This is a genomic window from Bacillus sp. SIMBA_031, assembly GCF_046535225.1.
Lineage (GTDB): Bacteria > Bacillota > Bacilli > Bacillales > Bacillaceae > Bacillus > Bacillus velezensis.
Genome location: NZ_JAWRXC010000002.1, coordinates 31,439 through 43,319 on the forward strand (window position 1 = coordinate 31,439; position 11,881 = coordinate 43,319).

At 48.5% G+C, this 11,881-nt stretch carries 12 protein-coding genes; 1 reads left to right on the forward strand and 11 read right to left on the reverse strand.

Going from position 1 to position 11,881, the window contains the following annotated elements:
• Positions 1-17: 17 nt before the first annotated feature.
• The 4 genes from artM to brxB form a co-directional block, all read right to left on the reverse strand.
• Positions 18-740: an arginine ABC transporter ATP-binding protein ArtM gene (gene artM, locus SB724_RS06860; protein WP_003153229.1), complete on the reverse strand. Its 723-nt coding sequence runs from the start codon at positions 738-740 to the stop codon at positions 18-20.
• Positions 733-1,392 (reverse strand): arginine ABC transporter permease ArtQ, encoded by a 660-nt coding sequence (gene artQ / locus SB724_RS06865; protein ID WP_265971338.1) that lies wholly within the window; start codon positions 1,390-1,392, stop codon positions 733-735. Before artQ ends, artM begins: the two co-directional genes overlap by 8 nt.
• A gap of 61 nt (positions 1,393-1,453) precedes the next feature.
• A complete protein-coding gene (gene artP, locus SB724_RS06870; RefSeq protein WP_308825926.1) occupies positions 1,454-2,221 on the reverse strand; it encodes an arginine ABC transporter substrate-binding protein ArtP in 768 nt (255 codons plus the stop codon).
• A gap of 246 nt (positions 2,222-2,467) precedes the next feature.
• A complete protein-coding gene (brxB, locus tag SB724_RS06875; RefSeq protein ID WP_003153223.1) occupies positions 2,468-2,905 on the reverse strand; it encodes a bacilliredoxin BrxB in 438 nt (145 codons plus the stop codon).
• 178 nt (positions 2,906-3,083) lie between these two features.
• On the opposite strand from brxB, the gene SB724_RS06880 reads away from it, so the two are divergent.
• The gene (locus SB724_RS06880) at positions 3,084-3,980 is read left to right on the forward strand and encodes a YegS/Rv2252/BmrU family lipid kinase (RefSeq protein WP_410570582.1); all 897 of its coding nucleotides are present in this window, start codon (positions 3,084-3,086) and stop codon (positions 3,978-3,980) included.
• Positions 3,981-4,025: 45 nt separating this feature from the next.
• Here the strand turns inward: SB724_RS06880 and SB724_RS06885 are convergent, their stop codons facing one another.
• From SB724_RS06885 to yqiS, 7 genes are read right to left on the reverse strand one after another with little or no spacing between them, the layout of a single operon-like run.
• Positions 4,026-5,288, reverse strand: coding sequence for a dihydrolipoamide acetyltransferase family protein (locus tag SB724_RS06885; protein WP_032874090.1), 1,263 nt, complete (start codon positions 5,286-5,288; stop codon positions 4,026-4,028).
• Positions 5,289-5,309: 21 nt separating this feature from the next.
• On the reverse strand, positions 5,310-6,293 hold the full coding sequence (gene bfmBAB, locus SB724_RS06890; RefSeq protein WP_032874088.1) for a 3-methyl-2-oxobutanoate dehydrogenase subunit beta: 984 nt from the start codon (positions 6,291-6,293) through the stop codon (positions 5,310-5,312).
• A gap of 12 nt (positions 6,294-6,305) precedes the next feature.
• Entirely contained in the window at positions 6,306-7,298 is a 993-nt protein-coding gene (locus SB724_RS06895; protein ID WP_007408383.1) for a thiamine pyrophosphate-dependent dehydrogenase E1 component subunit alpha, read from the reverse strand.
• Between the two features lie 22 nt (positions 7,299-7,320).
• Positions 7,321-8,742, reverse strand: coding sequence for a dihydrolipoyl dehydrogenase (gene lpdA / locus SB724_RS06900; RefSeq protein WP_265971331.1), 1,422 nt, complete (start codon positions 8,740-8,742; stop codon positions 7,321-7,323).
• Positions 8,732-9,847, reverse strand: coding sequence for a butyrate kinase (buk, locus tag SB724_RS06905; RefSeq protein ID WP_265971329.1), 1,116 nt, complete (start codon positions 9,845-9,847; stop codon positions 8,732-8,734). Before buk ends, lpdA begins: the two co-directional genes overlap by 11 nt.
• Before the next feature lie 17 nt (positions 9,848-9,864).
• Positions 9,865-10,959: a branched-chain amino acid dehydrogenase gene (gene bcd, locus SB724_RS06910; protein WP_003153209.1), complete on the reverse strand. Its 1,095-nt coding sequence runs from the start codon at positions 10,957-10,959 to the stop codon at positions 9,865-9,867.
• A gap of 13 nt (positions 10,960-10,972) precedes the next feature.
• The gene (gene yqiS / locus SB724_RS06915) at positions 10,973-11,866 is read right to left on the reverse strand and encodes a phosphate butyryltransferase (RefSeq protein WP_265971326.1); all 894 of its coding nucleotides are present in this window, start codon (positions 11,864-11,866) and stop codon (positions 10,973-10,975) included.
• Between the last annotated feature and the right edge of the window lie 15 nt (positions 11,867-11,881).

The window sequence follows — 11,881 nt, forward strand, 5'->3', positions numbered from 1 at the left end:
TTTCTTCCAGTTATATTTTATAATATTTTTTCTAAAAAGTCCTGTGCTCTTTTTGACTTCGGAGAAAGAAAAAATTCTTCCGGCTGCCCGTCTTCCACGATCGTCCCTTCATCCATAAATAATACGCGGTCTGCCACTTCTTTGGCAAACCCCATTTCGTGCGTTACGATCACCATCGTCATGCCCGTCTGCGCGAGCTCTTTCATTACCTCAAGAACTTCTTTGACCATTTCCGGGTCAAGAGCCGAGGTCGGTTCATCAAACAGCATGATGTCAGGATTCATGGCAAGCGCCCGCGCGATGGCGACCCGCTGCTTCTGTCCGCCTGACAAACGATTCGGATAGTCGTTCCGTTTGTCAAGCAGTCCGACTTTCTCAAGGAGAGCGCACGCCTTTTCCTCCGCCTCCTTTTTAGACTCTTTCTTCACGCTGACCGGCGCGTATGTGATATTTTCAAGCACCGTTTTATGAGGAAACAAATGAAAATGCTGAAATACCATGCCGATATTTTCCCGCACTTTCAGTTTATTCGTTTTAGCTGCGGTAATTTCGTTTTCTTTAATGGCAATCGTTCCGCCGCTCGGGGTTTCCAGCAGATTTAAGCAGCGCAGAAACGTTGATTTGCCGGAACCGGAAGGGCCGATGACAGCGACGACTTCCCCTTCTTCGATCTGTGTTGAAATGTTTTTCAGTACTTCGTGTTTCCCGAATGATTTTGACAGGTTGTCGACCTTAATCATTGGCTTTCAGCTTCCTTTCTACGCCTTTTCCGATGAATGCTAAGATCAAAACGAGCACGTAATAGATTAAGCCCGCCACAATAAGAGGTTCTAAATAGTTGTATGTTGCGGCGCCGGACTGGTAGGCCCGTCTCATAATGTCGCCAAGACCGATAACTGTGACGATCGCCGATTCTTTCGTTAAGGTGATTAATTCGTTAATAATAGCCGGAGAAATGTTTTTAAACGCCTGCGGCAGCAGCAGATCTTTCATCATTTTTCCGTATGGCACGCCGAGAGCGACGGCAGCCTCTTTTTGTCCTTTGTCAATTGCGTTGATTCCCGCTCTGATAATTTCAGAGACGTAAGCGGCTGAATTGAGCGATAATGCGGTGACCGCCGCCCAAAATTGATCGATCTGAAAGCCGAGGAGCTGCGGCATACCGAAATAGATGATCATCAGCTGCAGCACGAGCGGCGTGCCGCGGAATATCGAAGTATAAAAATCCGCAATCCATTTCAGCGGACTGATCGTGCTGATTTTAAATAAGCTGAGCACGATGCCTAATACAAGACCGATGGCCGCTGAAACGAGCACAATTTTTAATGTGACCGCAAGGCCTTCCAATATAAAAGGAATTTGGGGGATTGTCGCTGAGAAATCCAAATTCATACGTGTGATCTCCTTTGTCTTTATTCAAGATAAAAAGCTCAACGAAAAGTTGAGCTTTCTTTTATTTCTCGTTGGTGAACCATTTTTTCTTCAGTTTTTCGATTTCTCCGTTTTTCTCCATTTCTTTCAGCGCTTTGTTGAACTTCGCTGTCAGATCACTGTCTTTGCGGAACGCAATCGCGGAGCCCGATTCGTCTGATTTCGCATCTGCTGACGCAAAGCCCTGCAGATCTTGATTTGAACTGAAATAGCCTTGTGCTACGATGTCTTCGATAATCGCGGCATCAAAACGCCCGGATTTGATCTCTTCGGTTAAGTCTGAGATCCGGTTGCGGTCTTCGAGCTGAAAACCGTATTTCGAAGCGAGCTTCTTGCCTTTTTCCTCTTGAATGGAGCCGAGCTGAACACCGACGGTTTTGCCTTTCAGATCATTCAGGGATTTAATGCTGCTTCCCTTTTTCGTAACGATCATATTGTTAGCAGTATAATAAATATCAGAAAAATCAACTTGCTTTTTCCGTTCCGGCGTAGGTGTCATTCCAGATAAAATCATATCTACCTGCTTGGACTTCAAGGCTGTAATCAGGCTGTTGAAGTCCATGTCTCGCACCTCAACGTCATAGCCGGTCTTTTTGCCCAGAGCTTTCGCCAGATCAACGTCAAACCCGGTGATCTGATCGCCGTCTTTATATTCAAATGGTTTATAGTCAGCCGATGTACCCATAATCAGCTTGTTCTTTCCGCCCTCTGAGCCTGAATTGCCTGATCCGCAGGCGGACAGCGCAAAGGTGATACATGCGGCAGCTAATACCAACAGCCATTTCTTCATGATTCATTTCCCCCATATCTACTGATCTCTTAAATTTGAATATTTATTCGTTAACTTGTATTTTAAACACTTTTTAATTGTGATGCAATACTATTTTCGAAAAATATATTTTCCTTTCTGTGTTTATTATAGTCATTGTTTTTCAGATTAGTGACAGCTGAACGCCGATGTATAAATATTTATATTTATACAGATTCCATATAAAAAACCCCGGAGCAAGCGCTTGCTCCGGGGTTTTTCTTTCACTTATACTTCTTCACAATATTCTTCAAATGCTTCCTGCAGTTTTGTGACGACGGCCATCGGCTCATGGCCTTCAATTTCATGGCGTTCCACCATTTTCATGATTTTCCCGTCTTTTAAAATGGCAAATGACGGAGAGGACGGCGGATAGCCTTCAAAGTATTCTCTCGCTTTGGCTGTCGCTTCTTTATCCTGTCCGGCAAATACCGTCACAAGCTGATCCGGGCGTTTATCGTAATGTACGGAATGGTACGCGGCAGGCCGTGCAATACCGCCTGCGCATCCGCACACAGAGTTGACCATGACGAGTGTCGTTCCTTTTTTCGAAAGCGCTTCGTCCACTTCCTCAGCGGTTTTCAGCTCTGTATACCCGGCGGCCGTGATTTCCTGGCGGGCTTGACGCACGACATCATTCATAAATAAATTAAAATCCATATTCAACTGGGACCTCTCCTTTTTGATCATCTCTTCTTATGATAGCAAGGAACCTCCCTATCGGCAAATGACACCGCTCATATCCAATTGTTTTTTGTCCCTTTTATGTTCCCGATGTAAGTTTATGACCCTTTAAAAACGGGAAACTTGGTAAGGAGATTGTCTGAAATAAAGGAGCAGTCATATGAGCCAACGGAAAGCAGTTTTAATTTATAACGGAAACGCCGGTCAAAAGCAGATTGATAAAACGCTCGGCACGGTCATCCCCATTTTGGCCCAGTCAGCTGACGAACTTCTGATTAAACCGACCAAACATCAGGATGACGCCCGTCAGTATTGTGAAAATCTCGACAGTTCAGTTGACCATTTATATATTTTAGGCGGAGACGGCACTGTGCATCAATGCATCAACAGCATCAGCAAGCGTGATCACAGACCCGCTGTCGGCATTTTGCCAGGAGGAACGTGCAACGATTTCTCCCGGGCGCTCGGCATCCCGCAAAACCTCCAAAAGGCCGCTGAAGCGCTCGCGGCCGGACATAAACGGATGATTGACGTCTGTAAAACGGATGACGGCTATTTTCTGAACTTCTGGGGCATCGGACTGATCACCGAAGCATCAAGCCATATCAATGAAACTGAAAAAGCATGGCTTGGTAAAATCAGCTACTTCACGAGCGCCTTGCGGACGATGACAAGCGCGAACCCGTTTCCTGTCAAATTGACGATTGACGGCGAGGTGAAAGAAGACGAAGCCGTAATGGTGCTTGTCATGAACGGGCATTATATCGGGACAAACAGAGTTCCCCTGCCTGATGCCAGCCTCCAGGACGGCTTAGCCGATGTGTTAATCTGCCGCAACACAAGCCTTGCCGCGCTGCGGGAGCTGATGACGATGGAGCAGGGTTCATTTGATGATTTCAAAGGGGAGCTGTCCTATATTCAGGCCTCCAGAATTGAAATCGAAACCGGACGTGAAATGGGCGCGGATACAGATGGCGAGGTATACGGAACAACACCTTGTACGATCGAAGTGAAAAAACATCATCTCACTATGCTTGTTCCCGAGGATTCACAATAAAAATAAAAAAAGCTCCTTTTGCCGCCCGGACAAAAGGAGTTTTTTTTAATAGACGGAAGTATGTTCATCAATGTTTTCTAAGATCTCTTTGACGCGTCCGAGGAATCGGCCGCACACGAGCCCGTCGAGCACCCTGTGATCTAAAGACAGGCAAAGATTAACCATATCACGAACGGCGATCATCCCGTTATTCATAACAACCGGACGTTTGACGATAGATTCTACCTGAAGAATCGCCGCCTGCGGATGGTTGATAATGCCCATAGATTGAACTGAGCCGAAAGATCCCGTGTTATTGACGGTAAATGTGCCGCCCTGCATATCTTCCGCAGTAAGTTTTCCGTTTCTCACTTTTTTCGCAAGATCCGTTATTTCTCTGGCTATGCCTTTAATCGTTTTTTCATCAGCATGCTTAATAACCGGAACAAACAGCGAATCTTCCGTGGCAACGGCAATGGAGATGTTGATGTCTTTCTTTTGGACGATTTTGTCTCCCGCCCACATGCTGTTCATCTGCGGGAACTCCTTGAGAGCCTGAGCCGCCGCTTTTACAAAGAAAGCGAAAAATGTTAAATTGAAGCCTTCTTTTTGTTTAAATGAGTCTTTAATGCTGTTTCTGTACGCCGTCATGTTCGTGACGTCGACTTCCATCATCGTCCAGGCATGCGGAATTTCTGTTTTGCTTTTATGCATATTGGCGGCGATGGCTTTTCTGACGCCTGTAACCGGAATTTCAATATCACCGGCTGACAGAGCTGGTGCCGGCGCTTGTTTTTGCTGTTGTTTCGGCGCTTGTTGCGTTGTTTGAACGGCAGCCGGCGCCGGTGCTTCCGACTTCTGCTGCATTCCCGAATCAATGATTTTTTGAATGTCTTTTCGCGTAATTCTTCCGCCTGCACCCGTTCCTTCAACTTCTTCAAGCTGAATGCCGTGTTCTCCCGCTAATCTGAGCACGGCCGGCGAATAACGCGCTTTATTTGACTGATCTTTACCTTGACGGTTTGCATCAGTGTCTGAAGGAGTATTCTGCTCTTCTTCCCGCTTCGGCGCCTCTTCGGTTTCCGTTTCTTCTGTTTCAATTTTGCAGATGATCTCGCCGACTGCAAGAGTCTGGCCTTCTTCTCCTACAAGTTCTGTAATCGTACCGGTAAAAGAAGACGGCACCTCCGCATTCACTTTATCCGTCATGACCTCCGCAATGGGGTCATATTTATTCACTTGATCACCGGGGGATACCAGCCACTTGCTGATCGTCCCTTCCGTCACGCTCTCTCCGAGCTGAGGCATAGCCATTTGTTCAATCGCCATGTCAAAAACCTCCTTACGTCTTTAAAACTCCGCTAATTCTCTCATCGCGGCTTCTGCTTTGTCAGGATTCATCATGAAGTATTTTTCCATTGCCGGCGCATAAGGCATTGCCGGAACATCAGGACCTGCAAGCCGCTTGATCGGCGCGTCTAAATCAAATAAGCAGTTTTCAGAAATAATGGCGGCGACCTCGCTCATAATGCCGCCTTCTTTCGTATCTTCTGTGATCAGCAATACTTTTCCTGTTTTAGACGCGGCTTCAATGATGGCTTCTTTATCTAACGGATAAACCGTACGCAAGTCTAATACGTGTGCGGAAATTCCGTCTTTTTCAAGACGCTCGGCAGCCTGCAGAGCAAAATGGACGCATAATCCGTACGTAATAACAGTAATGTCGCTGCCTTCGCGTTTTACATCCGCCTTTCCGATCGGAAGGACGTAATCATCCGCAGGGACTTCGCCTTTAATCAGACGGTACGCCCTCTTATGTTCGAAAAACAGCACCGGATCTTCGTCACGGACTGCAGCTTTCAACAGCCCTTTTGCGTCATAAGGAGTTGAAGGCATGACAATTTTAAGGCCCGGCTGGTTGGCAAAAATGGCCTCCACAGATTGGGAATGATACAACGCGCCGTGCACGCCGCCGCCGTAAGGCGCTCTGATGACCATCGGACAGCTCCAATCATTGTTTGAACGGTAGCGTATTTTTGCCGCTTCTGAAATGATTTGGTTGACCGCAGGCAGAATGAAATCGGCAAACTGCATCTCGGCAATCGGACGCATGCCGTACATCGCGGCGCCGATCCCGACACCGGCAATCGCTGATTCAGCAAGCGGCGTATCCATCACCCGCTCTTCTCCGAACTGTTCATAGAGACCCGCCGTGGCTTTAAACACGCCGCCTTTTCTCCCGACGTCTTCCCCAAGAACAAACACGCGCGGATCTCTTTCCATTTCTTCTTTCATTGCTGCATTAATACTGTCAATATAAGACATTACAGACATAAGTATTCCTCCCTACTTCGCATAAACGTGATCAAGCGTTGATTCAGGAGATGCGTATGGCGCTTTCTCCGCTTCGTCTGTCGCTTCGTTTACGATAGCCATGATGTCATCCAGCATGGTCTTTTCTTCTTCTTCACCTAGAAGCCCGGCTTCTTGCAAGTATGCTTTGTATAAAAGAAGCGGATCTTGTTTCTTCGCTTCTTCTACTTCTTCGCGTTCTCTGTAGCTGCTGTCGTCGTCATCACTGGAATGCGGCGTCAAACGGTAGGAAACCGTTTCTATTAATGTAGGGCCTTCGCCTTTAGATGCCCGTTCGCGCGCTTCTTTTACGGCCCGGTAAACTTCCAGCAGGTCGTTTCCGTCAACAGTGACTCCCGGCATGCCGTAGCCTGCCGCCCGGTCGGATATTTTCTCGCACGCCACCTGTCTGTCATACGGGACAGAAATGGCATACTTATTGTTTTCACACATGAAAATGACAGGCAGTTTATACACGGCGGCAAAGTTTGCCCCTTCGTGAAAATCCCCCTGGTTGGAAGATCCTTCTCCAAAGGTAACGAAAGAGACGATATCCTTTTTATCCATGCGTCCCGCAAGCGCGATTCCGACTGCGTGAGGAACCTGCGTCGTAACAGGGGATGAGCCCGTTACGATTCTGTTTTCCTTTTGCCCGAAGTGGCCCGGCATCTGCCTTCCGCCTGAGTTCGGGTCAGCTGCTTTCGCAAAACCCGACATCATCAAATCCTTTGCAGTCATACCGAATGCAAGCACAACCCCTATATCTCTGTAGTACGGAAGCACATAGTCGGTATCACGGTTTAAGGCATAGGCCGCGCCTACTTGCGCCGCTTCCTGTCCTTGACATGAAACAACGAACGGAATTTTGCCCGAGCGGTTTAAGAGCCACATTCTTTCGTCGATTTTTCTGGCTAACAGCATGGTTCTATACATTTCAACGGCTTCTTCGTCAGAGAGCCCTAATGCTTGATGGCGGTTTGTAGTCATTCAAACCCCTCCTTCTTTCCTTTTAAAAATGAATCGCGTTTCCGTCTGCGGCTAACGCAGCTTCTCCAATCGCCTCTGAAAGGGACGGATGCGGATGTATGGACTGACCGATTTCCCAAGGCGTCGCGTCGAGCACCTTGGCAAGCCCCGCTTCAGAGATCATATCGGTGACGTGCGGGCCGATCATATGAACACCGAGAATATCATCTGTATTCCGATCGGCGACGATTTTGACAAAGCCGTCGCTTTCTCCGTATACAAGAGCCTTTCCGATCGCCATGAACGGAAACTTCCCGATCTTCAGGTCATGCCCTTTTCGAAGAGCTTCCTCTTCTGTCAGACCGACGCTCGCCGCTTCCGGATTTGAATAAATACATTTCGGCACAAGAGCGGCATCAAGCGGAGCCGGATTAAGACCCGCCATATGCTCAACGGCAATGATGCCCTCACGGGAGGCCACATGCGCAAGCTGCAGCCCGCCGACAACATCACCGATCGCATAAATGTGCGATTCCTTCGTCTGCCCGGCTTCGTTCACGGTGATAGAACCGTTTTCCGCTTCAATATCCGTGTTTTCAAGCCCGATCCCTTCAATGTTCGGCTGGCGGCCGATGGAAACAAGCATTTGTTCCGCGTGATACGTTTCTTTTTTTCCATTCTTTTCAGCGGCAATTGAAACGCCGTCCGCTTTTTCCAATGTATCCGGAAGCACTTTCGCACCCGTCACGACCTTAATTCCTTTTTTCGTTAACAGTTTTTCCATCTCGCTTGAAATATCACGGTCTTCCGTCGGCAAAATGCGGTCCGCATATTCAATCACAGTGATATTGACGCCGAAATCGTTCAGCATGGATGCCCATTCAATTCCGATGACACCGCCGCCGACGATCATCATGGATTGGGGCAGACGTTCAAGCTCTAACGCTTCATCTGATGTCAGAATATATGTACCGTCTGCTTCTAAACCCGGCAGCATTTTCGGCCTTGAACCGGTTGCGATAATCAATTGTTTCGGTATCAGCATGTCGTTTTCTTCACCATTTGCGTATTCGACGGAAACCGTACCGGGAAGAGGTGAGAAGATGGAAGGGCCGAGCATACGTCCGTACCCGTTGAATACATCAATCTTCCCCTTTTTCATCAAGTGGGCGACACCGCCGGCCAGCCGGTCAACGATTCCCTGCTTTCGTTTTTGCACGCTGTCAAAGCGGAGGGAGACACCTTCCGTTTCAATGCCGAATGCTGCCGCTTCCTTTGCGGTTCGGTACACTTCCGCGCTTCTTAACAGCGCTTTACTCGGGATACATCCTTTATGCAGGCATGTTCCGCCGAGCTTTTCTTTTTCTACAACGGCCGTTTTTAAGCCGAGCTGGGCCGCTCTGATGGCGGCTACATAACCGCCCGTGCCGCCGCCCAGAATGACCACATCATACTCAGTCGCCATTTGTTTTCACTCCTTCGCCGATCTGATATTGCTTTGACTGCTCCTCACCGGCTAAAACCCGAAGCGCGCCTTGCGCGAGAGATTGCAGTTCATTTTCTCCCGGGTACACCAGTACATCCGAAATCCAATCTATGTACGATCTGATGGCGGATACGAAACTTTTCCCGTACGCCAATCCGCCCGTCAGGACGATAATGTCTACTTTTCCTTTTAAAACGGCGCTTGCCGCCCCGATTTCTTTTGCTACTTGATAAGCCATGGCGTCATAAATGAGACGCGCGTTTTCATCTCCGGCCTGAATGCGTTTTTCCACCTTCACCGCGTCCGTTGTCCCCAGGTAGCCGGAGAGTCCGCCCGTGCCGACAAGTTTTTTCATCATATCGGCTTTTGAATATTTGCCGGAAAAACACATCTCCACCAAATCACCCGCCGGAACGGTTCCCGCGCGCTCCGGGCTGAAGGGTCCTTCTCCGTGAAGCCCGTTGTTGACATCCGTCACCCGTCCGCAATCATGGACACCGACTGTGGTGCCGCCGCCCATATGAGTGACGATCATCTTCATCTGTTCATACCGTTTGCCGAGGGACGCCGCCGCCTGACGGGCAACAGCTTTTTGGTTCAAAGCATGGAAAATGCTTTTCCGCTTGATTTCAGGCATTCCTGATACTTTGGCGAGCGGAGTCATCTCATCCACCACGACTGGATCGACGATATACGCGGGGATATTTAATCCGTCAGCTATTTCCCTGGCAATAATTCCGCCCAGATTAGAAGCATGCTGGCCGTTGTAGCCGTTTTTCAAATCAATGATCATGGCGTCATTCACTTCATATGTGCCGCCCTCAATCGGTCTGAGCAGGCCGCCCCTGGCACAAACGGCATCGAACTTTGAAATGTTGATGCCCTGTTCGTGCAAAGACTCAAGAATGCTTATTTTTCGAAATTCGTATTGGTCGATGATGGTGTTAAATGTTTTCAGCTCTTCTTCGGGATGCCGCAGCGTCTTTTCAAAGATACAGCGTTCATTGTGAAAGACACCGATTTTCGTTGATGTTGAGCCTGGATTCAGAATGAGAATGCGTTTTTCCTTTTCGAACATTTTCATACCTCCAGATCAAATTCCTATCGTCTGCTTAATATACTTTGGCCGTTTTGCAGAAACTGGCTTCTTGAACGGCGCATGCGCTCAATTCGTTCCTCGGCCAGACGGTCAGCCGCTAAGTATGTCGGAATGCCGTCACGCGCGGAAATATCGAGCACCCGCTCAATGTTTGCATAGATGCCTTCAACCTTTTTCAAAGCCCGCTCAGCATTGTAGCCGTAAAGCTCATCGGCCACATTGATGACGCCGCCTGCATTGATGACATAATCCGGAGCGTACACGATTCCCATTTCATGAATGGTATCGCCGTGACGTGTTTCTTTCAGCTGGTTATTGGCCGCTCCCGCAATGACTTTCGCCTTCAGCTGTTTAATCGTGTCATCGTTAATGACGGCGCCGAGAGCACATGGGGCATAAATATCGCACGCCTGTGAGTAAATGTCGCCGGGATCAACTGCGCGGGCGCCGAAGTCCTCAACGGCACGTTTAACAGATTCTTTATTGATATCCGTTACGATTAAAGAAGCGCCTTCTTCGTGAAGGTGGCGGCATAGATTGTAAGCCACATTTCCCACGCCTTGCACGGCAATTGTTTTACCTTCCAGTGAATCAGTGCCAAACGCCGCTTTCGCTGCGGCTTTCATCCCTTTGTAGACGCCGTATGCCGTAACCGGGGACGGATTTCCTGATGAACCGAATGCCGGAGAAATTCCGGTTACATAGTCTGTTTCATCATGAATGATGTCCATATCTTCAACGGTTGTGCCGACGTCTTCCGCCGTAATATACCTTCCGTTTAAGCCTTGGATGTAGCGCCCGAACGCGCGGAACATTTCTTCATTTTTATCTTTGCGCGGGTCTCCGATAATAACGGTTTTCCCGCCGCCTAAGTTTAAACCGGCAGCCGCATTTTTATAAGTCATGCCTTTTGCGAGTCTTAGTGCATCTTCAATCGCCGCTTCTTCACTGTCATATGTCCACATTCTTGTTCCGCCGAGTGCTGGGCCGAGCGTCGTATCATGAATCGCGATGATCGCTTTTAATCCGGATTGTTCATCTTGGCAGAATACCAATTGTTCGTAATCATAAGTCTCCATATATTTAAAAATTTCCATAGGTTCGTTCCTCCTACTGTTCTTGTGATGCGCAAATCGCAAGCGCAATTGAATACAGTTTATTTTCTGCGGTATCCGCTCTGCTCGTTAATGTGATCGGCGCTTTTGCACCGGCGATGACGGCAGCAACATTTGCTTTCGCAAAATAAATCATTGACTTATAAAGCATATTTCCGGCCTCGATTGAAGGAACCAAGAGAATATCCGCCTGGCCCGCTACGCTTCCGGAAATCCCTTTTTGCAGCGCAGCCGCTTGGGATACGGCATTATCCAAAGCAAGCGGTCCGTCCGCAATGCAGCCGGTAATCTGTCCTCTGTTGCACATCTGGACGATCGCAGCCGCGTTCAGGGTCGCCTCCATTTTCGGATTAACCGTTTCAATAGCGGCAAGGACTGCGGCTTTCGGCATAGGGTTTCCTACTGAATGTGCGACATGAACCGCATTTTGCAGAATATGCCCGAGCTCTTCAAGAGACGGGGCAATGTTCAGCGCTGAATCAGTCACATACATCAGCCGGTCATAGTCCGGCACCTCAAAAACGGCTACATGTGACAACACCCTTTTTGAACGAAGCCCTTCATGGCGGTTTAAAACCGATTTCAGAAGAGTTGAGCTCGGGAGATTCCCTTTCATCAAAACGTCCGCCTCTTGTTCACGCACTGCGCGCACTGCTTTTGCCGCAGATTCTTCGGGTGAATCGGCGTGGATGATTTCAGCATTGAACTTCGGCTCATTTGCCAGTAGCTCTTTCAGCTTTCCGCTGTCACCCGTCAGTAAAACTCGGGCCGACAAGTGTTCTGCCGCCATTTTGACGGCCTGGATCACTTCTTTATCTGCTGCGTGGGCCACTGCAATGGTTTTTGCGTTTTTTGCCGCGGCTTTTTCAACTAGGTCTCTCAGCTTCATTTTGTACCACCTTCC

Bases quoted from the DNA above. Each gene is read 5' to 3' on its own strand.
- buk (WP_265971329.1), bottom strand. From the start codon at position 9,847: ATGAAAATGTTCGAAAAGGAAAAACGCATTCTCATTCTGAATCCAGGC.
- SB724_RS06885 (WP_032874090.1), bottom strand. From the start codon at position 5,288: ATGGCGATTGAACAAATGGCTATGCCTCAGCTCGGAGAGAGCGTGACG.
- bcd (WP_003153209.1), bottom strand. From the start codon at position 10,959: ATGGAAATTTTTAAATATATGGAGACTTATGATTACGAACAATTGGTA.
- artM (WP_003153229.1), bottom strand. From the start codon at position 740: ATGATTAAGGTCGACAACCTGTCAAAATCATTCGGGAAACACGAAGTA.
- yqiS (WP_265971326.1), bottom strand. From the start codon at position 11,866: ATGAAGCTGAGAGACCTAGTTGAAAAAGCCGCGGCAAAAAACGCAAAA.
- SB724_RS06895 (WP_007408383.1), bottom strand. From the start codon at position 7,298: ATGACTACAAACCGCCATCAAGCATTAGGGCTCTCTGACGAAGAAGCC.
- lpdA (WP_265971331.1), bottom strand. From the start codon at position 8,742: ATGGCGACTGAGTATGATGTGGTCATTCTGGGCGGCGGCACGGGCGGT.
- artP (WP_308825926.1), bottom strand. From the start codon at position 2,221: ATGAAGAAATGGCTGTTGGTATTAGCTGCCGCATGTATCACCTTTGCG.
- bfmBAB (WP_032874088.1), bottom strand. From the start codon at position 6,293: ATGTCTGTAATGTCTTATATTGACAGTATTAATGCAGCAATGAAAGAA.
- SB724_RS06880 (WP_410570582.1), top strand. From the start codon at position 3,084: ATGAGCCAACGGAAAGCAGTTTTAATTTATAACGGAAACGCCGGTCAA.
- artQ (WP_265971338.1), bottom strand. From the start codon at position 1,392: ATGAATTTGGATTTCTCAGCGACAATCCCCCAAATTCCTTTTATATTG.